This is a genomic window from Rhodococcus indonesiensis (assembly GCF_047782815.1).
GTDB lineage: Bacteria > Actinomycetota > Actinomycetes > Mycobacteriales > Mycobacteriaceae > Rhodococcus > Rhodococcus indonesiensis.
Map to the genome: position 1 here is coordinate 5351288 of NZ_CP180630.1, position 26019 is coordinate 5377306.

General features: G+C 69.3%; 31 protein-coding genes. 17 read left to right on the top strand and 14 right to left on the bottom strand.

Annotation, left to right across the window (positions count from 1 at the left end):
• Nucleotide 1: 1 nt before the first annotated feature.
• Both ACM26Y_RS24655 and ACM26Y_RS24660 read right to left on the bottom strand, forming a co-directional pair.
• Complete coding sequence (locus tag ACM26Y_RS24655) at nt 2–2554, bottom strand: transglycosylase domain-containing protein (protein WP_416062223.1); 2553 nt, start codon at nt 2552–2554, stop codon at nt 2–4.
• 340 nt (nt 2555–2894) lie between these two features.
• Complete coding sequence (locus tag ACM26Y_RS24660; protein WP_048771266.1) at nt 2895–3317, bottom strand: DUF5318 domain-containing protein; 423 nt, start codon at nt 3315–3317, stop codon at nt 2895–2897.
• 97 nt (nt 3318–3414) lie between these two features.
• Here ACM26Y_RS24660 and ACM26Y_RS24665 point away from each other — a divergent pair, with 97 nt between their 5' ends.
• The 3 genes from ACM26Y_RS24665 to ACM26Y_RS24675 all read left to right on the top strand — a co-directional run bounded on the left by ACM26Y_RS24665 (nt 3415) and on the right by ACM26Y_RS24675 (nt 5280).
• Nucleotides 3415–3522: a DUF1707 domain-containing protein gene (locus ACM26Y_RS24665; protein WP_416063750.1), complete on the top strand. Its 108-nt coding sequence runs from the start codon at nt 3415–3417 to the stop codon at nt 3520–3522.
• 119 nt (nt 3523–3641) lie between these two features.
• Nucleotides 3642–4199 carry a PadR family transcriptional regulator gene (locus ACM26Y_RS24670; protein ID WP_003934937.1) on the top strand — a complete coding sequence of 186 codons (558 nt, stop codon included), beginning with the start codon at nt 3642–3644 and terminating at the stop codon, nt 4197–4199.
• On the top strand, nt 4192–5280 hold the full coding sequence (locus tag ACM26Y_RS24675; protein WP_003934938.1) for an inositol-3-phosphate synthase: 1089 nt from the start codon (nt 4192–4194) through the stop codon (nt 5278–5280). Before ACM26Y_RS24670 ends, ACM26Y_RS24675 begins: the two co-directional genes overlap by 8 nt.
• A gap of 122 nt (nt 5281–5402) precedes the next feature.
• Here the strand turns inward: ACM26Y_RS24675 and ACM26Y_RS24680 are convergent, their stop codons facing one another.
• From ACM26Y_RS24680 to ACM26Y_RS24690, 3 genes are read right to left on the bottom strand one after another with little or no spacing between them, the layout of a single operon-like run.
• Complete coding sequence (locus tag ACM26Y_RS24680) at nt 5403–6155, bottom strand: SDR family oxidoreductase (protein ID WP_289381461.1); 753 nt, start codon at nt 6153–6155, stop codon at nt 5403–5405.
• Nucleotides 6152–7222, bottom strand: coding sequence for a phosphotransferase family protein (locus ACM26Y_RS24685; protein WP_003934941.1), 1071 nt, complete (start codon nt 7220–7222; stop codon nt 6152–6154). Before ACM26Y_RS24685 ends, ACM26Y_RS24680 begins: the two co-directional genes overlap by 4 nt.
• Nucleotides 7219–8469, bottom strand: a complete 1251-nt coding sequence (locus tag ACM26Y_RS24690; protein ID WP_416062224.1) for an acyl-CoA dehydrogenase family protein — start codon at nt 8467–8469, stop codon at nt 7219–7221. The genes ACM26Y_RS24685 and ACM26Y_RS24690 overlap by 4 nt, the downstream gene beginning before the upstream one ends.
• Before the next feature lie 82 nt (nt 8470–8551).
• Between ACM26Y_RS24690 and ACM26Y_RS24695 the strand changes: the two genes are divergently transcribed.
• Nucleotides 8552–9115: a TetR/AcrR family transcriptional regulator gene (locus tag ACM26Y_RS24695; protein ID WP_371382751.1), complete on the top strand. Its 564-nt coding sequence runs from the start codon at nt 8552–8554 to the stop codon at nt 9113–9115.
• Here ACM26Y_RS24695 and ACM26Y_RS24700 read toward each other — a convergent pair.
• The gene (locus ACM26Y_RS24700) at nt 9093–9806 is read right to left on the bottom strand and encodes a class I SAM-dependent methyltransferase (protein WP_371382752.1); all 714 of its coding nucleotides are present in this window, start codon (nt 9804–9806) and stop codon (nt 9093–9095) included. The two genes, ACM26Y_RS24695 and ACM26Y_RS24700, sit on opposite strands and share 23 nt — an antisense overlap.
• Before the next feature lie 116 nt (nt 9807–9922).
• Here ACM26Y_RS24700 and ACM26Y_RS24705 point away from each other — a divergent pair, with 116 nt between their 5' ends.
• Nucleotides 9923–10624, top strand: a complete 702-nt coding sequence (locus ACM26Y_RS24705) for a TetR/AcrR family transcriptional regulator (protein WP_416062225.1) — start codon at nt 9923–9925, stop codon at nt 10622–10624.
• On the opposite strand, the gene ACM26Y_RS24710 is transcribed toward ACM26Y_RS24705, so the two are convergent.
• From ACM26Y_RS24710 to ACM26Y_RS24735, 6 genes are all read right to left on the bottom strand, one after another.
• Nucleotides 10527–12668, bottom strand: a complete 2142-nt coding sequence (locus ACM26Y_RS24710; protein WP_416062226.1) for a transglycosylase domain-containing protein — start codon at nt 12666–12668, stop codon at nt 10527–10529. The two genes, ACM26Y_RS24705 and ACM26Y_RS24710, sit on opposite strands and share 98 nt — an antisense overlap.
• 169 nt (nt 12669–12837) lie before the next feature.
• Nucleotides 12838–13035: a hypothetical protein gene (locus ACM26Y_RS24715; RefSeq protein WP_054371784.1), complete on the bottom strand. Its 198-nt coding sequence runs from the start codon at nt 13033–13035 to the stop codon at nt 12838–12840.
• Nucleotides 13032–13883, bottom strand: a complete 852-nt coding sequence (locus tag ACM26Y_RS24720; RefSeq protein WP_054371783.1) for a carbohydrate ABC transporter permease — start codon at nt 13881–13883, stop codon at nt 13032–13034. The genes ACM26Y_RS24715 and ACM26Y_RS24720 overlap by 4 nt, the downstream gene beginning before the upstream one ends.
• Entirely contained in the window at nt 13880–14962 is a 1083-nt protein-coding gene (locus ACM26Y_RS24725) for a carbohydrate ABC transporter permease (RefSeq protein WP_054371782.1), read from the bottom strand. The genes ACM26Y_RS24720 and ACM26Y_RS24725 overlap by 4 nt, the downstream gene beginning before the upstream one ends.
• 14 nt (nt 14963–14976) lie before the next feature.
• The gene (locus ACM26Y_RS24730; protein WP_289381449.1) at nt 14977–16254 is read right to left on the bottom strand and encodes an ABC transporter substrate-binding protein; all 1278 of its coding nucleotides are present in this window, start codon (nt 16252–16254) and stop codon (nt 14977–14979) included.
• A gap of 146 nt (nt 16255–16400) precedes the next feature.
• Nucleotides 16401–17474 carry an ABC transporter ATP-binding protein gene (locus ACM26Y_RS24735; protein ID WP_003934949.1) on the bottom strand — a complete coding sequence of 358 codons (1074 nt, stop codon included), beginning with the start codon at nt 17472–17474 and terminating at the stop codon, nt 16401–16403.
• An 89-nt stretch (nt 17475–17563) separates the two neighbouring features.
• Between ACM26Y_RS24735 and ACM26Y_RS24740 the strand changes: the two genes are divergently transcribed.
• Nucleotides 17564–18373, top strand: coding sequence for a DUF2786 domain-containing protein (locus tag ACM26Y_RS24740; protein WP_416062227.1), 810 nt, complete (start codon nt 17564–17566; stop codon nt 18371–18373).
• Entirely contained in the window at nt 18370–18885 is a 516-nt protein-coding gene (locus ACM26Y_RS24745) for a TIGR04338 family metallohydrolase (RefSeq protein ID WP_203011262.1), read from the top strand. The genes ACM26Y_RS24740 and ACM26Y_RS24745 overlap by 4 nt, the downstream gene beginning before the upstream one ends.
• Before the next feature lie 4 nt (nt 18886–18889).
• Here the strand turns inward: ACM26Y_RS24745 and ACM26Y_RS24750 are convergent, their stop codons facing one another.
• Entirely contained in the window at nt 18890–19111 is a 222-nt protein-coding gene (locus tag ACM26Y_RS24750) for a hypothetical protein (protein WP_054371778.1), read from the bottom strand.
• Nucleotides 19112–19405: 294 nt separating this feature from the next.
• On the opposite strand from ACM26Y_RS24750, the gene ACM26Y_RS24755 reads away from it, so the two are divergent.
• From ACM26Y_RS24755 to ACM26Y_RS24800, 10 genes are read left to right on the top strand one after another with little or no spacing between them, the layout of a single operon-like run.
• Nucleotides 19406–20107, top strand: a complete 702-nt coding sequence (locus ACM26Y_RS24755) for a hypothetical protein (RefSeq protein WP_203011263.1) — start codon at nt 19406–19408, stop codon at nt 20105–20107.
• Nucleotides 20108–20112: 5 nt separating this feature from the next.
• Nucleotides 20113–21363: an SRPBCC family protein gene (locus ACM26Y_RS24760; RefSeq protein ID WP_416062228.1), complete on the top strand. Its 1251-nt coding sequence runs from the start codon at nt 20113–20115 to the stop codon at nt 21361–21363.
• The gene (gene gvpJ, locus ACM26Y_RS24765) at nt 21360–21773 is read left to right on the top strand and encodes a gas vesicle protein GvpJ (protein ID WP_124258484.1); all 414 of its coding nucleotides are present in this window, start codon (nt 21360–21362) and stop codon (nt 21771–21773) included. Before ACM26Y_RS24760 ends, gvpJ begins: the two co-directional genes overlap by 4 nt.
• Nucleotides 21773–22570: a GvpL/GvpF family gas vesicle protein gene (locus tag ACM26Y_RS24770; RefSeq protein WP_124258483.1), complete on the top strand. Its 798-nt coding sequence runs from the start codon at nt 21773–21775 to the stop codon at nt 22568–22570. The genes gvpJ and ACM26Y_RS24770 overlap by 1 nt, the downstream gene beginning before the upstream one ends.
• A gap of 3 nt (nt 22571–22573) precedes the next feature.
• A complete protein-coding gene (locus ACM26Y_RS24775; protein ID WP_003934957.1) occupies nt 22574–22831 on the top strand; it encodes a gas vesicle protein GvpG in 258 nt (85 codons plus the stop codon).
• A 6-nt stretch (nt 22832–22837) separates the two neighbouring features.
• A complete protein-coding gene (gvpO, locus tag ACM26Y_RS24780) occupies nt 22838–23179 on the top strand; it encodes a gas vesicle protein GvpO (RefSeq protein ID WP_003934958.1) in 342 nt (113 codons plus the stop codon).
• Entirely contained in the window at nt 23176–23565 is a 390-nt protein-coding gene (locus tag ACM26Y_RS24785; RefSeq protein ID WP_119700212.1) for a gas vesicle protein, read from the top strand. The genes gvpO and ACM26Y_RS24785 overlap by 4 nt, the downstream gene beginning before the upstream one ends.
• Nucleotides 23558–24346 (top strand): GvpL/GvpF family gas vesicle protein, encoded by a 789-nt coding sequence (locus ACM26Y_RS24790; protein WP_416062229.1) that lies wholly within the window; start codon nt 23558–23560, stop codon nt 24344–24346. The genes ACM26Y_RS24785 and ACM26Y_RS24790 overlap by 8 nt, the downstream gene beginning before the upstream one ends.
• Nucleotides 24343–24579 (top strand): gas vesicle protein, encoded by a 237-nt coding sequence (locus tag ACM26Y_RS24795; protein WP_003934961.1) that lies wholly within the window; start codon nt 24343–24345, stop codon nt 24577–24579. The genes ACM26Y_RS24790 and ACM26Y_RS24795 overlap by 4 nt, the downstream gene beginning before the upstream one ends.
• On the top strand, nt 24572–24865 hold the full coding sequence (locus ACM26Y_RS24800; RefSeq protein ID WP_054371770.1) for a gas vesicle protein K: 294 nt from the start codon (nt 24572–24574) through the stop codon (nt 24863–24865). Before ACM26Y_RS24795 ends, ACM26Y_RS24800 begins: the two co-directional genes overlap by 8 nt.
• A 10-nt stretch (nt 24866–24875) precedes the next feature.
• Here ACM26Y_RS24800 and ACM26Y_RS24805 read toward each other — a convergent pair whose 3' ends face one another.
• Nucleotides 24876–26012 carry an acyl-CoA dehydrogenase family protein gene (locus ACM26Y_RS24805; protein WP_124258481.1) on the bottom strand — a complete coding sequence of 379 codons (1137 nt, stop codon included), beginning with the start codon at nt 26010–26012 and terminating at the stop codon, nt 24876–24878.
• Nucleotides 26013–26019 lie beyond the last annotated feature (7 nt).

Here is a 26019-nt window from a genome sequence, read left to right on the forward strand (position 1 = left end):
GCTACCCGCCGGGTGTGGCGCCGACGGGGTCCTCCTGGAAGCGGCTGTTGCCGGACTGCTCGTCTCCGCCGGCGCCGGTCGACTCGTCCTGCGTCCCGAAGCCCGGCGTGTCCTCCTCCGTGGTGGGGGCCGGGGTGGGCACCTGCCGGGTGGTGGTCTGCGGCGCCACGCCCGGCATGGGGATGGTCACGCCCGGGAGGATCTCGACGTTGCGGGTCGTGATCTCCGGCGGCGTGGGCAGCTCCGGCGTCGTCCGCTCGGTCGTCGTCGGGGTCTGCGTCGTGGTCCTCGGCGGCGCGGGCGCCGAGTACGCCGGCACACCGGCCTGTCCGGCGATCGGTTCGGGAGTGGGGAACTTCTCGACGTCGGTGCCTTGGAGGGCACCGTCCATCGTGTCCTTCCAGATGTCCGACGGCAGGCCGGACCCGTAGATCATGCCGCCCCAGCTGTTCTCCAGGGGCAGGCCCTGTTCGGTGCCGACCCACACGGCCGTCGACAGCGACGGCGTATAACCCACCATCCAGGCGTCCTTGTTCGAGCCGGTGTCGCCGAGCTGCGCGGTGCCGGTCTTGGCGGCGGACGGGCGGCCGCCGGCGAGGGCGTGTCCGTTGGAGTACGCGGCGATCGGCATCATCGCGGCGGTGGTGTTGTCGGCGACGGCCTCGTCGACCCGCTGTTCCCCGGCCGGGGTGCCGCGGTCGAGCAGCACGGTGCCGTCGGCGGTGACGACCTTCTGCACGAAGTAGGGCTCGTGGTAGGTGCCGGACGCGGCGAGCGTCGCATACGCCGACGCCATGTCGATCACGCGGGACTGGTACTGGCCGAGCACGATGCCGTAGTTGGGGCCGACGCCGCCCGGCTCGGTGAGGGTCTCGCCGACGCCGGGGATCTCCTCCGGGATGCCGAGCTGGTGCGCCATGTCGGCGATGGCCTGCGGGCCGTTGTCCATCTCGAGCATCATCCGGTAGAAGCTGGTGTTGAGCGACCGCTTCAGCGCCTCGGCGATGGTGCAGGTGCCGCAGTTCTCGCCCTCGACGTTGCCGATCGAGATGCCGTTGACGGTGAGCGGGCCGCTGTCGTACATCGCGGACAGCGGGTTGCCCTGGTCGAGGTTGGCAGCCAGGCCGAACACCTTGAACGACGAACCGGTCTGCAGACCGGACTGGGCGAAGTCGAAACCACCGCCGTTGTCGCCGCCGTAGTAGGCGCGGACGGCGCCGCTGCGCGGGTCGACGGACACGACGGCGGTGCGCAGCTCCTCCGGCTCGCCTTCCATGTTCGTGCGGACCGCGTCGAGCGCGGCCTCCTGCGCCTGCGGGTCGATCGTGGTGGTGATCTGGAGTCCCTCGGTGTTCAGGAGGTTCTCGTCGATGCCTTCTTCGGAGAGTTCCCGGAGCACCTGGTTGCGTAGCAGCCCCTCCGGTCCGTTGGACTGTCCGCCGTTGTCGACCTCGGCCAGCGGCACGTACCGCGGATACTGCATCGACGCCCGGTCGGCCTCGTCGAGGGTGCCGGCGGTCACCATCCCGTCGAGGACGTAGTTCCAGCGCGCCTGGGCGCCCTCGGGGTTGGTCTCCGGATCCAGCAGCGACGGCAGCTGGATGGAGGAGGCGAGCACGGCACCCTCCTCGACGGTGAGCTCGCCGACGGGCTTGCCGAAGTACGCCGTCGAGGCAGCAGCGATGCCGTACGCACCGCGCCCGAAGTAGATGGTGTTCAGGTAGGCGGCGAGGATGTCGTCCTTGGACCACTGGTTGGCCATCTTGGACGCGAGGACGAGTTCCTTCATCTTGCGGGTGAGGGTGCGCTCGGAGCCGACCAGCGCCGTCTTCACGTACTGCTGGGTGATGGTCGAGCCACCGCCGGCGCTCTCCCGGCCGAGGATGTTGTCGCGGGCCGCGCGGGCGAAGCCGCTGACCGAGAATCCGGGGTTGCTGTAGAAGTCGCGGTCCTCGGCGGCGAGCACGGCGTTGCGCACGTGCTCGGGGATCTCGTCGAGGCGCACCTCGGTGCGGTTGCCCTCAGGGGGCACCACCTTGGTGATGACGGTCGAACCGTCGGAAGCGAAGACGGTGGCGACCTGATTGGTCTTCAGGTCACCGGGACGCGGGACCTCCTGGACGACGTAGGCCAGCATGAACGCGAGGATCGGCAGCACCAGGGCCAGGGCCACGGCTACGTAGCCGACGCGCCGCACGGTGCGCCAGCGCGTCGACTTGGGGTCGCCCGGACCACGCGGCGGCTCGTCACCCCCGCCACGTGCGGTCGGGGGCGGGGTCGGCGGGCGCCCGCCGGGGGGCGCGCCGGCGGGCCGGTCGGGCGGCTGCTGAGGGTTGCGGTTCTGCACCGGCGGCCGGTTCTGCGGTGGAAGCTGCCGGGTCCGGTCGGCCGGCGATTGCTGCGGTCGCGGCCCGCGAGCGTCCGGCGACGGCATCCCTGCGGCCCCGTACTGGTGCGGGGGACGTTGCTGCGGCGGATACGGCTGGGGCCGCGGGCCGCCCTGCTGGGGGCGCGGCGGCTGCGGCGGGTACGGGCGTCCCTGCGGCGGGGGCATCCGCCGTTCGCCGGGCGGCGGGCCGCCGGGACCGCGCTGCGGTGGGGGACCCCCCACAGGTCCCGGTCGCCGCGGCGGCGGGGGACCGGCCGGTCCGTTCCCGTGCGGCGGCATCGGCCGTTCGCCCTGCGGGTCGTTGTGGGGGGAACTCACGTACTCATCTCCAACCGGTAGCGCGGACGCGCGGCACGCGTCCTCGTTTCACGTCTGCAGACTTCGGTCTCGTCGGGCAGCGCGCGTTCGGGCAGTGCAGTGTTCGGGCAGTGCAGTGTTCGGGCAGTGCGGTGTCGCCCGGGGACTTCACCGGGGACGGGGCGGTTCAGCAGGGGTCGCGCACGGCTCACTCGCTCGCGGTGCGGCGGCTCTGGCCGGTCGACCTGCGGCGGGGCCGCTTCGGAGCGGGCTCCGCCCCCAGGACATACGACTGGACGAGGTGGTTCCAGCTGCACGTGCGGCACACCTCGACCACGTGGACGGAGAACTCCTCCTGGCTGGCGGCCAGGCGGACCAGTTCCTCCGCGGTACGGGCCGACCCGGACACCGGGCCGAGCTTGTCGCCGAACACCCACGACACGAGTGTCAGCTGCTCCTTGCGGCAGATCGGGCAGACCACGTCACTGCCCCGACCGTGGAACTTGGCGGCGCGGAGCAGGTAGGGGCTGGCGTCGCACACCTCCGAGACGCCGGTCCGCCCCGAGTAGACCTGAGCGAGCAGCGACCTGCGCTGCAGCGCGTAGTCCACCACCTGCCGCTGTATCCGCACGGGTCCAGAGTACGTGCGGACGGCACGCGGGTGGGCGGGGTGTGGGCCGCGTGACTGTGCGACACGCACATATCGGACGTTCCAGGCTGCCCGGGTGGTGAGCCGACACACGCCTCGAACGCGGGCACGCGACACCGACCGGGCGCAAGCCTGCGGTCGTCTCGACACCGCCTACGCGGACGGTCGGCTCGACTTCGAACCCTGACATTCTTACCGATACCCGTTGTCACATGAACTTCTGTCAGTTATCGTCCTATATATCGGTGCGATATAATCGGTGATCGCATCACTCGGATAGTTCGACGACACGGTGGAGGAGGCCTCTTGCTCGAGCTGGCAATTCTCGGGCTGCTCCTCGAGTCGCCCATGCACGGCTACGAGCTCCGCAAACGACTGACCGGGCTGCTCGGCGCGTTCCGCGCCTTCTCCTACGGTTCCCTCTATCCGACGCTGCGACGGATGCAGGCCGACGGACTCATCGAGGAGGACTCGGGACCACCCGGCACCGTCAAGCGACGAGCCCGTCGCGTGTACCAGCTCACCCCGGAGGGCCGCAAGCGCTTCTCCGAGCTGGTGGCCGACACCGGTCCGCAGAACTACACCGACGACGGTTTCGGCGTGCACCTCGCCTTCTTCAGCCGCACCCCCGCCGAGGCGCGGATGCGGATCCTCGAGGGCAGGCGCCGCCAGGTCGAGGAGCGCAGGGAAGGGCTCCGCGACGCAATCGGACGGGCCAGCGGGACGTTGGATCGCTACACCCGTCAGCTTCATCAGCTCGGCCTCGAGTCCAGTGAGCGCGAGGTCCGCTGGCTCAACGAACTGATCGCCGCCGAGCAGTCGACAGCACAACGCAACAAAGAAGGAGAACCCGACCATGGGTGAGAACAGCACCTCGGTGCGCGTGGCCATTGTAGGCGTGGGGAACTGTGCCTCGTCCCTGGTCCAGGGCGTCGAGTACTACAAGGACGCGGAAGCGAACACCACCGTTCCCGGCCTGATGCACGTCGAGTTCGGCTCGTACCACGTGCGCGACGTCCAGTTCGTCGCCGCATTCGACGTGGACGCGAAGAAGGTCGGCTTCGACCTCTCCGAGGCGATCTTCGCCAGCGAGAACAACACCATCAAGATCGCCGACGTTCCGCCGAGCGGCGTCACCGTCCAGCGTGGCCACACCCTCGACGGCATCGGCAAGTACTACGCCGAGACCATCGAGCTCTCCGAGGCCGAGCCCGTGGACGTCGTCCAGGCGCTGAAGGACGCGGAGGTCGACGTGCTCGTGTCCTACCTCCCCGTCGGGTCCGAAGAGGCCGACAAGTTCTACGCCCAGTGCTGCATCGACGCCGGTGTCGCGTTCGTCAACGCGCTGCCCGTGTTCATCGCCTCCGACCCGGAGTGGGCCGCCAAGTTCACCGAGGCCGGCGTCCCGATCGTCGGCGACGACATCAAGTCGCAGGTCGGCGCCACCATCACCCACCGCGTGATGGCGAAGCTGTTCGAGGACCGCGGCGTGCAGCTCGACCGCACCATGCAGCTCAACGTCGGCGGCAACATGGACTTCAAGAACATGCTCGAGCGTGAGCGCCTCGAGTCGAAGAAGATCTCCAAGACCCAGGCCGTCACCTCCAACCTCAAGAAGGAGATGGGCGCCAACGACGTCCACATCGGCCCGTCCGATCACGTCGGCTGGCTCGACGACCGCAAGTGGGCGTACGTCCGCCTCGAGGGCCGCGCCTTCGGCGACGTGCCGCTGAACCTCGAGTACAAGCTCGAAGTGTGGGACTCGCCCAACTCCGCCGGCATCATCATCGACGCGATCCGCGCCGCGAAGATCGCCAAGGACCGCGGCATCGGCGGCCCCGTCCTGCCGGCGTCCGCCTACCTGATGAAGTCCCCCCCGGTCCAGATGGCCGACGACAAGGCCCGCGCCGAGCTCGAGGCCTTCATCATCGGTGCCGACGCCTGATCCCTAGCGTCACAACACCCCTCGCGGGTGGTAGTGGTAGTAACGGTGGTGGTGGTGGCCGAATGTCACATCGCGTCGATTAGATCGACCGAATGTGACATTCGGCCACACACGCGGCGTCGTCAGACCATCCGGCTGACGACGGACAGCGGCAGTACCTTCATCGCGTAGGCGATCGGTGTCCACGGCCAGGCCGGGACGTACGCCTTGTGCGGTTCCTTCTCGATCGCGGCCGCCAGTGCGCGGCAACCGGTCTCGGTGTCGACGATGAAGGGCACGTTCTTCACTTTCTCGTTGATCTCCGAGCGGATGAACCCCGGGAAGATCGTGCTCACCCGGATGCCCGTGCGCGCCAGGTCCGCACGCATTCCCTCCCCGAGCGCCGCGACGGCAGCCTTCGACGCCGCGTACGTCGTGAGATTGCGCGGCATCCCGCGCACCGCACTCACCGACGAGATCAGCACCACGTGACCGGCATTGCGGGGACGCATGAGTTCGAGGGCCGCCTCGCTCTGCGCCAGCGCACCGAGGAAATTGGTGTTTGCCGTCTGCGCATTGGCACGGAAGTAGCCCGTGCCCAAGGGCTGCCCCTTGCCCAGGCCCGCATTGACGACGACGCGGTCGAGGCCGCCGAGCTCGTCGTCGAACTCCCGGAAGACGGTGAACACGTCCTCGTGCCGGTCGACGTCGAGCCGCCGCACCGCGACGGTGATGCCCGGATGCTGCGCGAGCAGTTCGTCGCGCAACTCCTCGAGCCGCTCAGTCCGTCGCGCCGCGAGGGCGAGGTTGCGCCCCCGCGCGGCGAACTCGCGGGCCATGCCGGCGCCGAGGCCCGAGCTCGCCCCGGTGATGAGGATGTTCTGCCGCGTGCTCATGCTCGTCCCGCCTCGATGTCGTCGATCAGCTTGTTGCACCGCGAGTCCAGATAGCCCACGATCACCCAGAAGTCCTTGAATGCCGGGTTGGTGGTCTGCCCGTGGTGGTAGCGGTAGTAGATCTGCTGCGCGATCACCGCCAGCCGGAACAGGCCGAAGACCTCGTAGAAGCCCCAGTTGTCAACGGCCAGACCGGTCTTGCTCGAGTAGTAGTCGACGATCTCGCGTCGGGTGAGCATGCCCGGCAGATCCGACGGCTGCCGCTTGGTGGCGAGCAGCATCGGATCGTCGTCGGCCTGCACCCAGTAGGCGAGGGAGGAACCGAGGTCCATCAGCGGATCGCCGACGGTGGCCAGTTCCCAGTCCAGCACCGCGACGGGCTGCAGCGGGTCGTTCTCGTCGAGCACTACGTTGTCGAGCCGGAAGTCGCCGTGGATGACGGCCGAGGCCACGTCGGCGGGCTGGGTGTCGTTCAGCCACTTCGTGACCCGGGCGAAGTCCGGAACGTTCTCGGTGCGCGCCTTCTCGAAGCGCGCAGTCCAGCCCGACACCTGGCGCGCGACGTATCCGGAGCCGCGGCTGAATTCGCTCAGCCCCGTGGCCGCGGGATCGACGCCGTGCAGCTCGACGAGCAGGTCGACGATCCGCAGGCACAGGGTGCGGGTGCGCTCGGGGGTCAGGTCGAGTTCGGCCGGGGGGTTCGCCCGCAGGATCGTCCCCGGTACCCGTTCCATCACGTAGAAGTCGCTGCCGAGCACGCTGTGGTCGGTGCACAGGCCCACCATGCGCGGCACGTACCGGTAGGCGGGCGCGAGGAGCGACTGGATGCGGTACTCGCGGACCATGTCGTGACCGGAGGACGGCTTGGCCCCCACCGGCGGCCGGCGCAGCACGAGGTCCCGGTCGGGGTAACGCAGCAGGTATGTGAGATTCGATGCGCCACCGGAGAACTGGTGCACCTCCGGGAGTCCGGTGATGCCGGCGTGCTCGCCGAGCCAGGCCGCGACGGCCGCGACGTCGAACGCGTCCTCGTCGCGGACGGCGCGGGCGTTGTCGGGAATTGTCACTTGCGACCCTCCGGGTTGGTGTACTTGCCGAGTTCGAAGCGCGCCACCAGCCCCTGGTGCACCTCGTCGGGACCGTCGGCCAGGCGCAGTGCCCGCGCGGCCGTCCAGGCACCGGCGAGCGGGAAATCGTCCGAAAGTCCGGCGCCGCCGTGGATCTGGATGGCGAAGTCGACCACCTGCTGCACGACGCGCGGGGTGGCGACCTTGATCTCGGAGACGGCGGAGCGCGCGCCGGCCAGGCCCTGGGTGTCGAGCAGCCAGGCGGTGCGCAGCACGAGCAGCCGCAGCTGGTTGATCGCGATGCGGGCGTCGGCGATGCGTTCGCGGTTGCCGCCGAGGTTGACCAGGGGCTTGCCGAACGCGACGCGGTCGAGACCGCGCCGGCAGGCGAGTTCGAGGGCGTGTTCGGCGAGCCCGATCAGGCGCATGCAGTGGTGGACGCGGCCGGGACCGAGCCGGCCCTGGGCGATTTCGAATCCGCGGCCGGGTCCGGCGATGATCGCGTCGAGCGGCAGGCGCACGTCGGTGAACGACACCTCGCCGTGGCCGCCGGGCTCGTCGTAGAAGCCCATCGTGGACAGCATCCGTTCGACCTTCACCCCCGGGGTGTCGATCGGCACCAGCACCATCGAGTGCTGCTGATGCTTGGGCGCCTGGGGATCGGTGAGACCCATGAAGATCAGGATCTTGCAGTCGGGGCTGCCGATGCCCGTGCTCCACCACTTACGTCCGTTGAGCACCACCTCGTCGCCCTCGACGACGGCGGTGGCGGCCATGTTCGTCGCATCGGAGGAGGCGACACCGGGTTCGGTCATGCAGAACGCCGAGCGGATCTCGCCGTCGAGCAGGGGGCGCAGCCAGCGTTCCTTCTGCTCGGGGCTGCCGTAGTGGTACAGCACCTCCATGTTGCCGGTGTCCGGGGCGTCGCAGTTGAAGATCGACGACCGGAACGGGGAGCGGCCCATCTCCTCCGCGAGGGAGGCGTACTCGACATTCGTCAGTCCCGCTCCGAGTTCGGCGTCGGGGAGGAAGAGGTTCCACAGGCCCTGGGCGCGGGCCTTGCGCTGCAGTTCGCGGAACTCCTCGGGTACCGACCACGTCGCGTCACCCGAGGAGTCGCCGCGTGCCGCGAAGGGGGCGACCCGTTCGCGCCGCAGCTTTTCCTCCACGGGCACCACCTCGGTGGCGACGAAGTGGCGCAAGCGCTCGAGGTAGTCGCGCGAGCGTTCCGACTGACCGAAATCCATGAGGCCTCCGTAGCTCTAACTGAGCAATGCTTAGTTAGACTAGCCGGGCGCGCAGCACACCATCAAGAGGGAGGGACCACCCGTGAGCACCGAGAAGCGGCGGCGCCTTCCTCCGGAGGAACGCAAACGCCAGCTCGTCGCCATCGGCCTGCAGGAGCTCGCCACCCGCCCGATTCACGCCCTGTCCGTCGACCGGGTCGCCGAGATCGCCGGCATCTCCCGCGGCCTGCTGTTCCGCTACTTCCCCACCAAGCAGGACTACTACGTCGCGGTGGTCGCCGCCGCGGCGCGGCGCCTGCTGCGGGCCGCCGTCCCCGATCCCGACGACGCCGACCCGCTGCGCGCCGTCGTGCAGCCGTTCGTGGCGTTCATCGATCGGCACGGCCGGCACTATCAGGCGTTCTTCCACGGTGGATTCGGCACCGATCCGCAGATCCGGGCCATCCACGAGAACATGCGGAACACGATGGTCGAACGCACCGTCGCGGCGATCGGTATCGAGCCGACCCCGATGACGCGGATACGGATCCGGGGGTGGTGGTCGCTGGTCGAGTCCATGGCGATCGACCGGCTCGACGAGCCGTCCGTGACGGTCGGCGACGTCGTCGACCACGCCGTGCGGCTCATCCGCGAGGAGCGGGCTTGACGGCGATCAGACAGCCGGTCGACGGCCTGATCCGATGGAAGACCGGCTCGCCGAATCCGGTACTGCGCAGAGCGCCGGCGTAGCGACGGACGTCGACGGCGGCGATCGGGTCGCGGGCCACGTCCGAGGCGTCGGCCCCGCCGTGCCGGTGCCCCATCGCACGGGCCAGCACCCGCACCGCGAACGGGCGGACCCGGTCGGTGGGGAACATGTCCGCGAGCAGCAACCGGCCGCCGGGGCGGAGTACACGGAAGAACTGGGCCAGCGCGTGGTCGCGCCGATCCTCGGGAATGTGGTGCATCGAGAACGTCGCGGTCACCGCGTCGAACGACTCGTCCGGATCGTCGAGGTCCTGCGCCGTCCCGACGCGGAACTCGCACTGCGGCACGGTCCCCGCCCGGGCGGTCGCATGATCGATCATCGGCCGTGACGGGTCCACGCCCACCACACGGCCCGTGGGACCGACCCGCGCCGCCAGCACCCGGGCGAAATCACCTGGTCCGCAACCGATGTCGAGGACTCGCTGGCCGAGCTGCAGGTCGAGCAGGTCCGCCGCCGCGGCGTCGACCCGCGAACGTCGCCCGGCGAAGAAGACCGCGTTGAACGCGGCGTACCCGCGGACCCGGGTGATCAGCACCCCCGGCGCATCGTCGTGTACTTCGGGGCGTTGCCGGAATTCGTTGTGTGTCATGGCTCCATGGTGGAGGCGACGGTGGCACGGCACCAGGAGCGAAACCCCGGAAAGCGTCCGGTTCGGCACACTCGGGCGCACAATGTCCGGTAACGCCGACGATCGCAGGAGAACCCGTGCCTCCCCACCAGGACCGCCGTGTCCGGCGGACCCGCACCGAATTGCACCGCGCGCTGATCGAGCTGCTCACCGAGAAGGGATACGACCGCGTCTCGGTCCAGGACATCCTCGACCGCGCCGACGTGGGCCGCTCGACGTTCTACCATCACTTCCGCGATAAGGACGACCTGCTGGTGGTGAGCTGCACCGAATACATGCAGCGAGCCGTCGAGGAACGCGCCCGGGGACGGTCGTCGCCCTGGGAGCCGGTGCGCACCGTGTTCGACCTGTGTGAGGAGTACCCGCGGGTGTATGCGGCCCTGGCCGGCCGACGCAGCGACGCCGTGCTCGTGCGCGCCACCGCCCACATGGTCCACGAGGTCCTCACCCGTCACCTGGGTGCACCCCGCGGGGCGGACGACGCGGCGCTCGATCCCGCGGTGCAGTTCCTCGCGTGGGGGATCGTCGGCCTGTTCGGTCCGATCACCGCGGGGAAACTCACGGCAGCGCAGGCGTTCGCCACCTTCGAGGCCGCCGCGCAGCCGTGGCGGCGTGCAGGGTCCGAGTGGGTCCGCGACGATGCCACGGCGGCGGTGCCGCCCACACCCACGGCGGCGGTGCCTACCCCGGGATCTGGATCGTCACGCCCGGCAGCACCTCGATCTGCTGCGGCACCTGGATCTGCGGTGGCAGTTCCACCGGAGGTGCCGGGATCGTGATCGGCGGCAGCTCCGGCAGCTGCAGCTGGGGTAGCTGCACCGGGGCGGGGACGTTGTTCGACGGCGCCGTGACCCCGGTGTCGACCGGCACACCTGCCTGCCCGCCGATCGGATCGGGCCACGGGAAGCTCTCGACCTCGGTGCCCTCGAGGGCGCCGTCCATCGTGCCCTTCCAGATGTCCGACGGCAGCATCGAACCGTAGATCGACCCGCCCCAGCTGTTGGTGATGGCGGTGCCGTCCGGCGTGCCGACCCACACTGCCGTCGACAGCGACGGGGTGTACCCGACCATCCAGGCATCCTTGTTCAGTCCGGTGTCGCCGAGCTGGGTGGTACCGGTCTTCGCCGCCGACGGCCGCCCGCCCGCGAGCGCGTGTCCGCGCGAGTACGCGGCGATCGGCTGCATGGCTTGCGTGACGTTGTCCGCGACGGCCGGATCGAGGCGCTGCTCGCCCGGAGACGCGGGCCGGTCCAGCAGCACCTCACCCTCGGCGTTGACGACGCGCTGCACGAAGTAGGGCTGGTGGTAGGTCCCCGAGGCGGCGAGCGTGGCGTATGCCGACGCCATGTCGATCACCCGCGACTGGTACTGACCCAGCACGATGCCACCCTCCGGCGCGCCGCCGTTGTGGCTGAGCGTGGGGCCGTCGACGCCGGGAATCTCGAGCGGGATGCCGGCCTCGTGGGCGGCGTCGGCGATCTTCTGCGGCCCGTCCTCCATCGCCATCATCAACCGGTAGAAGCTGGTGTTCAGCGACCGCTTCAGCGCCTCGGCGATGGTGCACACCCCGCACGATTCGCCCTCGACGTTGCCGATCTCGAGATTGCCGACGGTCAACGGGGCGCTGCTGAACCGGGCGTTGAGGCCGATGCCGTCCTTCAGCGCCGCGACGAGACCGAACACCTTGAACGCCGAGCCGGTCTGCACCGGGGCCTGCGCGAAGTCGAACCCGGCCCCTTCCTCACCGCCGTAGTACGCCCGCACCGCGCCGGAGCGCGGATCGATCGACACCACGGCCGTGCGCAGGTTCGCCGGTTCTCCCTCGAGAGTCTCGCGCGCCGAATCGATCGCCGCCTGCTGCGCCCGCGGATCGATGGTCGTCGTGATCTGCAGGCCCTCGGTGCTGAGCACCTGGCCGCTGATGCCCGCCGCCTCGAGCTCGCGGATCACCTGGGTACGCAGCAACCCCTCCGGGCCGGTGGCAGCATCGGCCTGCGTCGCCTGGGCAGCCGGCACCGTCGGGGGGAACTCCTGCACGTCGCGTTCGGCGGTGTCGAGCTCGCCCATCTCGACCATGCCGTCGAGTACGTAGTTCCAGCGCGCCTCGATCGCCGGCCGGTTGAATTCGGGGTCGAGCGCCGACGGGGTCTGGATCACCCCGGCGAGCACGGCGCCCTCCGCGACCGACAGCTCACCGACCGGCTTGCCGAAGTACGCCTGCGCGGCGGCGGCGATGCCGTAGGCGCCGCGGCCGAAGTAGATGGTGTTCAGGTATGCCTGCAGGATCTCGTCCTTGGACCACTGCCTGGCCATCTTCGTCGAGATCACCAGTTCCCGCATCTTACGGGTGACGGTCCGGTCGGCGCCGACGAGCACGTTCTTCACGTACTGCTGGGTGATGGTGGACCCGCCGCCGGCGGTCTCCTTGCCGAGCACGTTGTCGCGGGCCGCGCGGGCGAAGCCGCTCACCGAGAAGCCCGGGTTGCTGTAGAAGTTGCGGTCCTCGGCCGAGAGCACGGCGTTGCGCACGTGCTCCGGGATCTCTGCCAGATCGACCTCGACACGGTTGCCCTCGGGTGGCACGATCCGGCTCAGCTCGGTGGTACCGTCCGCGGCGAGGACGGTCGCGACCTGGTTGGTCTTCATGTCCGACGGGCGGGGCACGTCCGTCGACATGTACGCCACCGCGAACATCAGCGCCGGCACGAGCACCAAAACGGCTACCAGGGCGAGCGCGAGGTTGCCGACGATGCGCCACCGCCGCGCTTTCGCGCCGGCGGCGGGTTTCCTGTGCTGGGGGTTCGACGGGGTCGTAGAACTCACACGTACCACTTTCTCGGATAGATCCGGGTCCGACGAATGATCGCACCCTCTCGACCGCATGGTACGGAGTTCCGCCCCGATGTGACGGGTACCGCAGGCCGCGCAGACCCGGTCCGGCCCGCGGTCCGGGGTCGAGAAACCGGCCCCGACCTGCGGCGCTGCGAGCCCCTCAGGAGCCGGTGCGCCGCCAGGCCCGGAACGTCAGCCCCCACGCCACCACGCACGCGAGCAGCAGCAGCGACGGGACGACACCGGGCGTGGCGGACAGCAACCCGGCGACCGCGCCGACCAGCGCCAGCAGCGTGACCATCGTCAGGAACCCGAGCAGCAGCTCGAGTCGCTGCCGGCGCGACGGCCGTCGGCTCACGACTTGACGCCGCCGGCGGTCAGTCCCGCGATGATGCGACGCTGGAAGATCAGCACCATCACCACCAGCGGCACCATCACCAGGGTGCCGCCCGCCATGATCGACGCATACGGGGTGACGTACGGGTCGGTTCCCGTGAAGCGGGCCATCGCCACCGTCACCGGGGCGGTCCTCTCCGTCGACAGCTGCGACATGAGCAGGAACTCGTTGACGGTCGCGATGAACGCGAGGATCGCGGTGGTGAACAGCGCGGGCGCCGCGAGCGGCAGCATGATCATCCGGAACGCCTGCCCCCGGCTGGCGCCGTCCATGCGGGCGGCCTCCTCGAGCTCCCACGGCAACTCGGAGAAGAACGACGTCAGGGTGTAGATCGTCAGCGGCAGCACGAACGAGATGTTCGGAATGATCAGGGCCTGGTACGTCCCGATCCAGTCCAGGTCGGTGAACAGCTGGAACAGCGGCGTCACCAGCGCGACGACGGGGAACATCGACGCACCGAGGATGATGCCGGTGACGAAGTACTTGCCGCGGAAGTCGTACCGCGACAGGGCGTAGGCGGTGAACACACCGACCAGCAGCGCGATCGCGGTGGTGGCCCCGGCGATGATCACACTGTTGAGCAGGGCCCGGGAGAAGTTGACCTTCGCCGACGGATCCAGGGCGTCCGCGAAGTTCTGCAGCGTCGGATTCGACGGCCACAGCGTGGTGCTGAAGGTGTCGGCCGGGTCGCGTAGCGCCGTGACGATCATCCAGTAGCACGGGGCAAGGCCCCACACGACGATGAGCGCGACGCCGACGTAGGTGCCGATACTGCCGCGCAGTGCCTTGCCGGTGCCCGGTCGGCTCATGCCGGGGTCCCCTTCCGCTGTTCTTCCTGCGTGCGCACCGCGTTGGCACCGAGGAACCGGACCAGGACGAACGCCACCGCGAAGATGATGAGGAACGTGATCGTCGACAGGGCCGACGCGGAGTTCGCGCCCTGACGCATCTGGTCGACCACCAGCACCGAAATGGTCGAGGTGGCCGGGTTGGAGCCCATCATGATGGCGGGCAGGTCGTACATGCGCAGCGCATCCATCGTGCGGAACAGGATCGCGACCATGAGCGCGGGCTTGACCAGCGGCAGCGTGATCTGGGTGAACCGCTGCCAGGCGGTGGCACCGTCGACCTTCGCCGCCTCGTACACGTCCGACGGGATCATCTGCAGCCCGGCCAGGATGAGCAGCGCCATGAACGGTGCGGTCTTCCACACGTCGGCGACGATGATCGCGAAGCGCGCGGGCCACGGGTCGGCGGTCCACAGGATCTCGGTGCCGAGGATCTGATTGGCGATGCCGTCGTTGGCGAAGATGAAGAACCACAGCTTCGCGGTGACCGCCGTCGGGATCGCCCACGGCACGAGCACGGACGCGCGCAGCAGCCCGCGACCGCGGAACGACTTCGCCATCACCAGCGCCATCGCGAACCCGATGACCGTCTCGAGCGCGACCGTCACCACGGTGAAGAAGAAGGTGTTGCCGACCGAACCCCAGAACTGCGAGCCGAGGGTGCCCGGTGGGCACGGGATCGAGCCCGTCGCGGTGCCGCAGGTCTGCGTGATCCAGCGGACGTAGTTCTCGAGTCCGACGAAGCCGCCGGTGACGAACCGGCCCGTCTCGGGGTCGAGTTTCTTCGCGTCGCCGTGGAACGACATCCATACCGCCCGGCCGAGCGGATACAGGATGACGACGGCCAGCACGACCAGGGTCGGCGCGACGAACGCCCACACCGGGATCCGCCGGCGCGGCTTCGCGGCCGCGGCCGGCGGCTCGGGGGGTTCGGGGGCTCGGTGCCGGCCGCCTCCACGGCCACGGTCGGGACCGATCACTGCGGTCCCGACCGTGGTGAGGGGCGACTGATCCGCGGGCTCGACCTGCGGCTTCGCCATGTACTACTCCTGCATCAGTTGCCGGCGGTCTCGATGCCGGCGCGGGTGTCCGCGAGCGCCTGGTCGACCGTCTTCTCACCGCGGATCGCCGCGTAGGCGTTGTCGCGGATGGCCTTGGAGACCTGCGAGTAGTACGGGGTGACCGGACGCGGCTGCGCGTTGGCCAGAGATTCCTTCAGGGTCGCGAAGTACGGGTACTGCTCGAGGATCTGCGGGTCGTCGTAGACCTCCTCGAGGACCGGCGCGCCGCCGGCCTCGGCGTAGTAGGTCTGCGACTTACGCGTCTGCATGAACTCGAGGAAGTCGCGGGCGGTCGCCGGCGCGTCGGAGAACGCGCTGATACCGACGTTGTAGCCGCCCAGGGTGGAGGCGCCGGGGCCGTCCACGCCCGGCAGCACGGCGATGCCGTAGCGGCCGGCGACCGACGAGGACTCACCGTCGGTGAAGAAGCCCGGCCAGGTCCGCATGAACAGGGCGCGGCCCTCGCCGAAGGCGTTCTGCGACTCGCCCTCGGTGTAGGTCTGTGCGGCTTCGGGGATGGTTCCGTCCTCGAACGAGTCGACGATGAACTGCAGGCCCTCGGCGGTCTTGTCGTCGATGGCCGGCGTGGTGCCGTCCTCGGCGACGAAGGCTCCGCCGTAGGCGTTGACGATCTCGGAGACGTTGACCGTCAGGCCTTCGTAGTTCTTGTACTGCCCGACGTAGCAGTCGATGCCCGCCTCCTGCGCCTTCGGGCACTGCTCCTTCAGCTCCGTCCACGTGGCCGGGGCCTTGTCGACCAGGTCCGTGCGGTAGTACAGGAACGCGCCGTTGGTGTTCTTCGGCGCCGCGTACAGGGTGCCGTTGTAGGTGGCCGAGTCGACCGTGGCGGGCAGCAGGCCGTCGGTCTCGATCGCGTAGTCGCCCTCGAGCGGCCGCAGCCAGCCGTTGGCCGCGAACTCGGCGGTGTTGGTGACGTCCACGGCGATGAGGTCGTACTCGTCACTCTGGGCCTGCATGCGCTGGGTGATGTCGTCGCGTTGCTGGTCCGCTTCCTTACCCAAGGGCTTGAAGGTGACCTGCTCGTCCGGGTTCTCCGCGTTCCAGTCGGCGATGATGCTCTCGAGTGCCGTGTTCAGCGGATCCTGACCCTCGACGATCGTGATCGGTCCGCGGCCCTCACCGCCGGCGGCGGTACCCCCTTCGCTGCCCGAGTCCGAGCCGCCGTCGGAGGAACAGGCCGTGAGCACCAGCATCGACGCGGCGGACGCCGCGACCGCTGCGCGGCGCATCGCCTTCGAGTTCAGAATCATGAATGACTCCCCGTTGAGATCGTGAGAAAACCCTCGTCGGCGGCACCGGGCCACCGACATCGGCCCTTACTCTGGCATGGAGGGCACCGAACTGCAGGCATTCCACCTGACCTTGATCGGTTCCGTGTCGGCGCCCCGGCACCCGGTCAGCCCAGGCGACGACCGTCGGATGTGGTGAAGACGTGCACCTGGTCGGGATCGAACCGCAGGTGCACCCGCTCGCCCTTCTGCGGCGGATTCCGCCAGTCCCCGCGCGCGACGATCTGCTGCGGACGGCCGGCGACCTGGGCGCGGCCGTAGACATAGGCGTCGGAGCCGAGTTCCTCGACGACGTCGACGTCCATCGCGAGACCGTCGGGTGCGATCTCGAAATGCTCGGGGCGGATGCCGACCACCACCTCGGACTCGGTGACCCGGCCGACGACGTCGCGCGGCACCTGCACGGCGGTGTCGCCGAGCATCACCCCGCGGTCGAAGACCGGCAGCGTGAACAGGTTCATCGCCGGTGATCCCATGAACCCGGCGACGAACACGTTGGCGGGCTTGTTGTAGAGCACGCGCGGCGAGGCGCACTGCTGCAGGATCCCCTTGTCGAGCACGGCGACGCGGTCGCCCATCGTCATCGCCTCCACCTGGTCGTGGGTGACGTAGACGGTGGTGGTGCCGAGGCGGCGCTGCAGCTGTGCGATCTGGGTGCGGGTCTGCACGCGCAGCTTCGCGTCGAGGTTGGACAACGGCTCGTCCATCAGGAACACCTGCGGTTGACGGACGATGGCGCGGCCCATGGCGACGCGCTGCCGCTGACCGCCGGACAGCGCCTTGGGTTTGCGGTCGAGGTACTGCTCGAGGTCGAGCATCTTCGCCACCTCCTCGACCCGCGCCCGGATCTCCGCCTTCGGTGTCTTGGCGAGCTTGAGCGCGAAGCCCATGTTCTCGGCGACGGACATGTGCGGATAGAGGGCGTAGTTCTGGAACACCATCGCGATGTCCCGGTCCTTGGGCTCCTGCGCCGTGACGTCGCGGCCCCCGATGAGGATGCGCCCACTGTGCACCTGTTCGAGCCCGGCGAGCATGCGCAGGGAGGTGGACTTGCCGCAGCCGGACGGGCCGACCAGGACGAGGAACTCGCCGTCCTCGATCTCGAGGTTCAGCGCGTCGACGGCAGGCGTGGTCGACCCGGGGAACAGACAGGTCGCGTGGTCGAAGGTCACTGGGGCCATGGCAGGAGAATAGGCGACCCCGTCGCCGTCGTGTCGTCTCGGATCGCCACAGGCCCGGAAAGGCACCGCGACAGGCGTAACCTGCCTGAGTGAGTTCGGAGAAGATGCTGACCCGCATCGGTGGCCTGCTCCGTCAGGCGGAATCCACCGACAACCCCCACGAGGCCGACGCATTCCTGGCCGCCGCGCAGCGGCTGGCCACGGCCGCGTCGGTGGATCTGGCGGTCGCGCGTGCCCACACGGCGAGCCGGGAGCGCCGGGCGACGCCGGTGCAGCGCCTGATCACGATCGGGGAGAGCGGGAAGAAGGGGTTGCGCACGTACGCGCAGCTGTTCCTGGCGATCGCCGCCGCCAACGACGTGCAGTGCGATATCACCACCACGTCGACGGTGATCTACGCCTACGGCTTCGCCTCCGACATCGACGTGTGCGAGGCCCTGTACTCGTCGCTGCTCGTGCAGATGGTCCGCGCCTCCGACGCCTACCTGCGTTCGGGTACCTACAAGGACGAGACGACCGTGCGCACGGTGGTCGAGATGCGCGGGGGGCGGCGGGTGCGGACGCGGGTGCGCCGGCCCGTCGCGGCCGTCACCGCGCGGCTGAACTTCCAGTCGGCTTTCGCGACGCGCATCGGGCAGCGGCTCTCGGACGCCAAACAGGACATCGAGCGGGAGGCGAGCGTCGACACCCCCGGGGCGGCCCTGGCGCTGCGCGACAAGCAGATCGAGCTGCGGGACTTCTACCGCAGCACGTCCGAGGCGCGCGGTAGCTGGCGCGGACCCGCGGTGGGGGTAGGGCACTCGTCCGACGCCCGTCGTGCCGGGGACCGGGCGGGGCGGCAGGCGCGCCTCGGTTCCGGCCCGGAACTGCCGGCCGCGGCCCGGAGGTTGCCGCGGTGACCCGGTTGCGCGACACCCAGAGGACTGCCGTCTACGAGGCGGAATCGTTGGTACGCACGATGTTCGACCGGGCCGACGAGCGCGGCCTGCGGGTGGTGGAGCTGGCCGGATCGCAGGTCACCCTGCCGGTGGAGCGGCGCTTCGCCTCCCTCGAGTCCATCCAGGCGTACGTGGACGCGGTGCTGGCGCTGAACTGGGTGCGGGCCCGCTGGCCGCGGGCGTCGGTGCGAGCACGCGTCCGGGCACGCGCCGGAAATTCTGCCGCCCACTACGAAAGCGATTGCGCCACAATCGCACTCCCGGAGCACCATGCCAACACCGCGTGGGCGTTCCGGGAGCTGGTGGTATTGCACGAGCTGGCACACCATCTGGATCCGTCCGATCCGGACGACCCGACCGAACCGCCGCACGGGCCCGCGTTCGTCGACCGGTTCCTGACCCTGGTCGGCGAGATCGTCGGGCCCGAGGCGGCGTTCGCCCTGCGCGCCTGCGGCATCGCCGCCTGCGAGTGACGGCTCAGCGGAGATCGGAACGATGTGACCTGTTCTTGAACCGCCCTTGGGCATTTCTTACCGCATGCGTGAGATTGTCACCGAACCCCTTGATTCGCCCGGAGACCTGACCGCGCCGACCCACGCTCTGCAGGTTCCTGTTCCCGGTCCGCTTGCCCAGGTTGTAGCGGGTCTTGCCGACCATTTCCTCGGCCTTGTGCATCATCCTGTTGGCGAGGTGAGCCATGGTGCCCTCCTTGTGGATTCCGGCGAGGACGGAGCCGCGCCCCATCGAGTGTTGCGATACCCGCGGCGCACCGCCCGGAAACGCCCCATGGGCATACCGATCGGTTCGTTATCACACCCCTGCCATGACGGATGGGTATTCCGGTCGATCGTCAGCGAATCGATGTTTGAAATGCGTAGTGTGGGATACATCACATTCGAACCGCACCGCGGGCCCACCGCATCGGACGAGACACCGTGCGCGACCGGAAACCTGCCCGCAACCGCGGCCACGTGCAGGCGAAGGAGAATGGTCATGAAAGGTGGGGCACGAGTCGCCGCCGGGGTGAGTATCGGATACTTCCTCGGTCGCACGCACAAGATGCGGCTGGCGTTGATGCTCGCGGGGGCAGGCCTGACGGGACGCCTGCCCAGCAACCCGCAGGACATCCTCAAGCGTGGGGCCTCGATGGTCGGGTCCTCACCGGAATTGGTCAAGATCACCGATTCGGTGCGGGGTGAGCTGATGAGCGCCGCCCGCGCGGCCGCGGTCACCGCCGCGAGCAATCGGATCGACTCACTCAACGAGCGACTCCAGCAGCGGGCCGCCGGGCGCCCCAAGGCTTCCGAGGAGGAGCCGGAGGAAGAGGAGTACGCCGGCGAGGAGCCCGAAGACGAGTACACAGAAGGCGAATACGAGGAGGAACCGGCCGAGGAGTCCGCCGAGGAGGAGTACCCGGAGGAGGAGTCCGAAGAGGAGGAAACGCCGGAAGAGGAAGAGGGCGCTCCGGAAGAGGCGGAGGAAGAGGAAGCCCCCAAGCCCGCGCGCCGACGGCCGGCCGCCAGGCGACGCACTGCCGAATCCGCGAGCCGTCCCAAGACATCCCGAGCCAAGAAGGCGAAGGAACCGGAGGAGTCCGGCGACGAGGACGAGGAGCCGGCGAAGCCCCGGCGCCGTAGTACCCGCGCCGAGGCATCCGCCTCGGGGCGCGCTCCGGTCCGGCGCACGAGGAAGTGAGTCCGATGACGCGATCACTCGAAGACGCCACCCGCCGGTTGGGCAAGACCGCCAGGGAGACGGCCGGCAAGGCCGGGAAGACCGCCACCGGCACTGCGGGACGGGCGGGAAAGACGGCGACGGGGGCGGCCGGCAGCGCCGGCAAAGCGGCACAGGATCTCTCGCCCACCAAGCACCTGCAGAAGTCGCTGCAGGGCTTGGCCGGCACGTTCGCCGAGCGTGCCCTGTCCACGGTCTCCGACAAGGTGACCGGAACGGCAGGGCGTCTCAACGACTATGCCGAGGGCGGCGGCGGGAATCTGCTCGGCGCGATCACCGGTGTGCAGAAGTCCGCCGAGGGCAAGTCGCCGATCACCGCGGCGCTGAGCGGCGGGTTCGATAACGTCAAGCAGACCGCCAAGGACAAGTTCGACGACGTCAAGGAATCCCTCGGCGGCGGCGAAGGCAAGGGTAAGGGCGGCGGCAACAAGAAGCTCAAGCTCACCAACATCGTCGAGCAGATCGACGTCGGTGTTCCGATCGACCTCGCCTACGACCTGTGGACGCAATTCGCCGACTGGCCGAAGTTCATGAAGAAGGTCGAGCAGGTCGAGCAGGCCTCCGACGAGAAGCTGCAATGGACCGGGAAGGTCTTCTGGTCCCGGCGCAACTGGGAGTCGACGATCCTCGAGCAGGTTCCGTTCGATCGGATCGTGTGGCGCTCGAAGGGCGCCAAGGGCTACATCGACGGGGCGGTGACCTTCCACGAACTCGCCGACAATCTGACCCGGATCATCATGGTGCTCGAGTACCACCCGCGGGGGTTGTTCGAGAAGACCGCCAACCTGTGGCGCGCTGTCGGTCGACGAGCGCGCTTGGAACTCAAGCACTTCGAGCGGCACGTGATGACGGAGGCAGTCCTGCACCCGGACGACGTCGTGGGCTGGCACGGGGAGATCCGTGACAGCGAGGTAGTCAAGGACGACGAGACCGCCCGGCGCGAGGAGGAGGAACGGGAACAGGAAGAGCAGGAGCAGGACGTCGGAGAGGAAGGCGCCGAGGACGAAGGCGCTGAGGACGAACTCTCCGACGAAGAGGACGAGGACGAACTCCCCGAGGAGCAGGACGAGGAGGACGAGGGTCTGCAGGACGACGAGGACGAAGGCATGCAGGACGAGACCGAGGAGGAGCCCGAAGAGGAGGACGAGGAGGAGGCACCGGCACGGCGGCGGCGCACGGGCACACGTAGGGGCGCCAGGCGAGGAGCACGCACATGACCATCCAACCCGCCGGCGGCGGGGGCGGAGGGGGCGGCGGCGGCACGATGGCCCGCCCGAACTCCTCCGGTCTCGCCGACGTCATCGACACCATCCTGGACAAGGGACTCGTCATCGACGCGTTCGTGCGAGTGTCGCTGGTGGGCATCGAGCTGCTGACCATCGACGCACGCATCGTCGTGGCCAGCGTCGACACCTATCTGCGGTTCGCCGAGGCGGTGAACCGCCTGGAAATCGCCGACAACGAGCCGAAGGGCCTGCCCGACCTCGTCGGTGACATCACCCAGGGCGGGTCCAAGCACAAGACCAAGGGCGCGCTCGAGGCCGCGGGCGAGAAGGTGATGGACTTCCTCGGCGACGTCGAGGACAAGCGGGAGACGGCAAGCCGACCGAAGCGAAGGGGGGATTGATGTCCACCGATCAGGCCGCAGAGGCACCCGAGAGCGAAGGCGGGCAGAGCACCGCCATGTACGTCTACGGCATCGTGCCGGCCGACGTGGAGCCCGAGGAGCACGCGAAGGGTGTGGGTGATCCGCAGAGCGACGTCACGGTGGTGCGTCACGGCGACGTCGCCGCCTTGGTCAGCGAGATCTCGGTCGACAGGCCCCTCGGCACGCCCGACGACCTGAAGGCGCACGCGGAACTGCTGGACGGTTCCGCGGCCGTCGTCCCCGTACTGCCGTTGCGGTTCGGGGCGGTGATGACCGACGCCGAGGCGGTCGAGAAGGAACTCCTCGAGGAGAACCACGACGAGCTGAAGGCTGCCCTCGACGAGCTGGAGGGCCGGGCACAGTTCGTGATCAAGGGCCGCTACGTCGAGAACGCCGTGCTGCGCGAGGTGCTCGACGAGAACTCCGAGGCCGCCCGGCTGCGCGAGGAGATCCGCGACAAGTCGGAGGACGCCACCCGCGACGCCCGAATGGCGCTCGGGGAGATCATCAACCAGGCGATCGAGGCCAAACGCGCCGAGGACACCCGCCGGGTGATCGACGCCCTCGAGGCCCTCGAACCGATGGTCAACGAGCGGCAGCCCACCCACGAGGAGGACGCGGCGCACATTGCCGTCCTCGTCGAACTCGACCGGCAGGACGAACTCGAGGAGGCGGTCGGCTCGCTCGCGCAGGAATGGGACGGCCGCGTCGAGATGACGCTGCTGGGCCCCATGGCGGCGTACGACTTCGTGATGAAGCGGGAACCGGAGGGCTGACGCATGGGACTGATCTCGGCCATCCTCACGCTGCCGCTGGCACCGGTCAAAGGCGTGCTCTGGCTCGGCGAAGTCATCCAGGACCAGGTCGAGCAGAAGATGCACGACCCCGCGACCATTCGCAAGGAACTCGAGGAGATCGACGAGGCGGCGGCGGCCGGACATCTGTCGGAAGAAGAGAAGGAGAAAGCACAGCAGGCGGTCCTGGACCGCATGATCCGGCCGGGCGGCGGCACGACACCCGCCGCGAGGGGGGAGTGAGAACCCGTGAGCGCCAAGGCCACGCCCGAGGATTCCGGCGACGTCCACGACGACGAGGAAGCGGGCGAGCTGCCACCCCTGACGGCAGCGCAGGCCGCCGCGGCCGCCCTCGAGCACCTCGTGGAGCTGACGTCCAAGGAGGCGCAGGGGGCCACCTCGGTGGAACCCACGGATCACGGCTGGACCGTGGAGGTCGAGGTGCTTGAGGACCGGCGCATTCCGTCGTCGGCGGACATGCTGGCCCTCTACGAGGTGGAGATCGACCTGGACGGAAACCTGCTGGCGTACCGCCGGACCAAACGGTACGGCCGCGGCAGCAGCGACATCGGCGAAAGGGACCGGCGATGACGGTGGTGGGGGGCAGTTCGTCGCCGCAGCCGTACGGGGGCGGCCATCAGTCGACGAACCTCGGCGACATCCTCGAACGGGTCCTCGACAAGGGCCTCGTGATCGCCGGGGACATCCAGGTGAACCTGCTCGACATCGAGTTGCTCACCATCAAACTGCGGCTGGTGGTCGCGTCGCTCGAAACGGCGAAGGCGGTGGGCATCGACTGGTGGGAATCGGATCCGTGGCTCAGCAGCAAGGCCCGCAACCGCGAGCTCGATCGGGAGGACGACAAGCTGGAACTCGAGAACCGGCGGCTGCGCGAGCGGATCGCCGAACTCGAGGCCGGGCAGGGCCGGCGCGCGGCCGTCGAGAGCGCCCGTGACGAAGAGGAGGACCGTGGCTGACGGAACGGGAGTGTGGCTGTACGCCGTGACGGACGACCGGCTCGCCGAGAAGGACCTCGGCGAGCTGACGGGCGTCGCCGGTGAGGTGGTACGCGCCGTGCGGTCCGGGGGGCTCACGGCCGTCGTGGGTTCGGTGCCGCTCGAGGTGTTCGGGGAGGAGGCGCTGAAGCGCCACCTCGAGGACCTGACCTGGCTGGAGGCGACGGCCCGGGCGCACGACGCGGTCGTCTCGGCCGTCGCACAGCGCGGCCCGGCGATCCCGCTGCGCCTGGCGACCGTCTACCTCGACGACGCCCGTGTGCGCGACCTGCTGGACGAGCGGCAGGCGGATTTCGAGTCGGCGCTGACCCTCGTGACCGGCCGCACCGAATGGGGGGTCAAGGCGTACGGCGACCGGCAGGCGCTCGCCGACGCGGTGGCGGAAGCGCAGATCGCAGGGAGCGCCAAGGGATCGGGCACGGCGTATCTGCTCCGCCGCCGCGCGCAGCTGGCCGCGCAGGAGTCCGTCGAACGCGACGCCGCGGCCCGCGCCGACGAGATCCACTCCCGGTTGCTGCGGAAGGCCGCCGCCGGACGGCGGCAGGCCGCGACAGATCCGGCGCTGAGCGGCCGCCGGGACTGGATGGTGCTCAACGGCACCTACCTGGTGGACGACGACCGCGCGGACGAGTTCGCCACCGCAGTCGAGGAACTCGGCAGGGAGTACCCGGGAATCCGGCTCGAGCTGACCGGGCCGTGGCCGCCCTACTCGTTCGCCGGCGTCGAACGGGAGACCACATGAAGCACGTCGACCCGTCCGTGGACGGCGAGCGCCGCATCGCCCTGATCGATCTGCTGGACCGGGTGCTCGCCGGCGGTGTCGTCATCACGGGCGACATCAAGCTCTCGATCGCGGACGTCGACATGGTGCAGATCTCGCTGCGGGCGCTCATCTCCTCCGTCAGCACACTGTCGGTCACGGCGATCGAGCCGCCCGTCCCGCGGGACGCCCTGGAGCTTCCGGCCGATGACTGAATTCGAGGGCATTCCGCCGCGTATCGACTCCGATCCCGAGTCGGTCGAGCGCGGGCTGGTCACGCTCGTGCTCACCCTCGTGGAGCTGCTGCGGCAACTGATGGAACGGCAGGCGCTGCGGCGCGTGGACGAGGGCGACCTGAGCGACGAGCAGATCGAGCGGATCGGCACCACCCTCATGCTGCTCGAGGAGCGCATGGGGGAGCTGCGCGACCATTTCGGGCTCACCCCCGAGGATCTCAACATCGACCTCGGACCGCTGGGGACGCTGCTGCCCCGGGAGTGAGCCCGCATCGTCACATGCCGGCGACCTCGATGCGGTCGTAGTCCGCGACGGACCCGGCGAGCACCCGCACGTGGTCCTCCATGGTGCCGAGCGTGTGCTCGATCGCGGTCAGCCGGCTCACGTAGTGGCCCACCGGGTATTCGGCGGTGATGCCGATACCGCCGTGCATCTGGATCGCCTCGTGCCCGAGCTTGCGCGCCGACCGGCCCACCTGGAGCTTCGCCCGCGACGCGATGGTCGGGTCGACGATGCCGTCGGCGAGAGCCATGGTGGCGTACAGACTCATGCTCGACGCCAGTTCGAGCAGCACGTACATGTCGGCCGCGCGGTGGGTCAGCGCCTGGAAACGGGCGAGCGGAGCACCGAACTGCTTGCGCTGCTTGAGGTAGTCGGTGGTCAGGCGGAGCGTCTCGGACAGCGCGCCGACGGCCTCCGCGCACAGCGCGGCCTGAGCCCGCACCTGGGCGGCGGTGATCGCCGCGGTGGCGTCCGCGGCCTCACCGAGCGGCACGGCAGCCGCCGAGTCGAGGACGAGTTGCGCGGCGCGGCGCTCGTCGTGGGTGCGGTACGCGGTGCGGGTGACGCCGGTCGCGTCGGCGTCGACGAGGAACAGCCCGACCCCACCGTCCGGCAGCTGCGCCGAGACCAGGAACGTCTCGGCGCAGTCCCCGTGCAGCACAGGGTTCTTGCGGCCGGTGAGGGCCCAGCCGTCATCGCTGCGGGCGGCGCTCGTGGCGACCTCGGCTGCCGGCCAGCGGCTGCCCGGTTCGTCGTGGGCGAACGCGAGCAGCAGCGCGCCCTCCGAGAGGCGCGGCAGGATGTCCGCGCGCTGCTCGTCGGTGCCGATCTCGGCGACGAGGCCGCCCGGCAGGAACACCGCGTTCAGGAGCGGTTCGGGGGCCAGCGCCCGGCCGATCTCGCCCATCACGGCCATGATCTCCACCGGGCCGGCACCCATTCCGCCGTGTTCCTCGGCGAACGGCAGGCCGAGCACGCCGAGTTCGGCGAGCTGGCGCCACACGTCGGCGCTCCAGCCGCGGTCGGTGTCGGCGACCTTGTTACGGGTCTCGGTGTCGTAGGTGCCCGAGAGCACGTCCCGGACCGTCTTGCGAAGCAGGTCCTGTTCGGTATCGAGTTCGAAGTTCATGACAGTG

What these genes read in the sequence shown, in the direction of transcription:
- ACM26Y_RS24805 (WP_124258481.1), bottom strand. Translation starts at nt 26,012, where the DNA reads ATGAACTTCGAACTCGATACCGAACAGGACCTGCTTCGCAAGACGGTC.
- ACM26Y_RS24760 (WP_416062228.1), top strand. Translation starts at nt 20,113, where the DNA reads ATGACGCGATCACTCGAAGACGCCACCCGCCGGTTGGGCAAGACCGCC.
- ACM26Y_RS24690 (WP_416062224.1), bottom strand. Translation starts at nt 8,469, where the DNA reads ATGGATTTCGGTCAGTCGGAACGCTCGCGCGACTACCTCGAGCGCTTG.
- ACM26Y_RS24680 (WP_289381461.1), bottom strand. Translation starts at nt 6,155, where the DNA reads ATGAGCACGCGGCAGAACATCCTCATCACCGGGGCGAGCTCGGGCCTC.
- ACM26Y_RS24735 (WP_003934949.1), bottom strand. Translation starts at nt 17,474, where the DNA reads ATGGCCCCAGTGACCTTCGACCACGCGACCTGTCTGTTCCCCGGGTCG.
- ACM26Y_RS24755 (WP_203011263.1), top strand. Translation starts at nt 19,406, where the DNA reads ATGAAAGGTGGGGCACGAGTCGCCGCCGGGGTGAGTATCGGATACTTC.
- ACM26Y_RS24775 (WP_003934957.1), top strand. Translation starts at nt 22,574, where the DNA reads ATGGGACTGATCTCGGCCATCCTCACGCTGCCGCTGGCACCGGTCAAA.
- ACM26Y_RS24675 (WP_003934938.1), top strand. Translation starts at nt 4,192, where the DNA reads ATGGGTGAGAACAGCACCTCGGTGCGCGTGGCCATTGTAGGCGTGGGG.
- ACM26Y_RS24655 (WP_416062223.1), bottom strand. Translation starts at nt 2,554, where the DNA reads ATGCCCCCGCCGCAGGGACGCCCGTACCCGCCGCAGCCGCCGCGCCCC.
- gvpJ (WP_124258484.1), top strand. Translation starts at nt 21,360, where the DNA reads ATGACCATCCAACCCGCCGGCGGCGGGGGCGGAGGGGGCGGCGGCGGC.
- ACM26Y_RS24770 (WP_124258483.1), top strand. Translation starts at nt 21,773, where the DNA reads ATGTCCACCGATCAGGCCGCAGAGGCACCCGAGAGCGAAGGCGGGCAG.
- ACM26Y_RS24750 (WP_054371778.1), bottom strand. Translation starts at nt 19,111, where the DNA reads ATGGCTCACCTCGCCAACAGGATGATGCACAAGGCCGAGGAAATGGTC.
- ACM26Y_RS24785 (WP_119700212.1), top strand. Translation starts at nt 23,176, where the DNA reads ATGACGGTGGTGGGGGGCAGTTCGTCGCCGCAGCCGTACGGGGGCGGC.
- ACM26Y_RS24730 (WP_289381449.1), bottom strand. Translation starts at nt 16,254, where the DNA reads ATGATTCTGAACTCGAAGGCGATGCGCCGCGCAGCGGTCGCGGCGTCC.
- ACM26Y_RS24800 (WP_054371770.1), top strand. Translation starts at nt 24,572, where the DNA reads ATGACTGAATTCGAGGGCATTCCGCCGCGTATCGACTCCGATCCCGAG.
- ACM26Y_RS24720 (WP_054371783.1), bottom strand. Translation starts at nt 13,883, where the DNA reads ATGAGCCGACCGGGCACCGGCAAGGCACTGCGCGGCAGTATCGGCACC.
- ACM26Y_RS24725 (WP_054371782.1), bottom strand. Translation starts at nt 14,962, where the DNA reads ATGGCGAAGCCGCAGGTCGAGCCCGCGGATCAGTCGCCCCTCACCACG.
- ACM26Y_RS24795 (WP_003934961.1), top strand. Translation starts at nt 24,343, where the DNA reads ATGAAGCACGTCGACCCGTCCGTGGACGGCGAGCGCCGCATCGCCCTG.
- ACM26Y_RS24700 (WP_371382752.1), bottom strand. Translation starts at nt 9,806, where the DNA reads ATGACACACAACGAATTCCGGCAACGCCCCGAAGTACACGACGATGCG.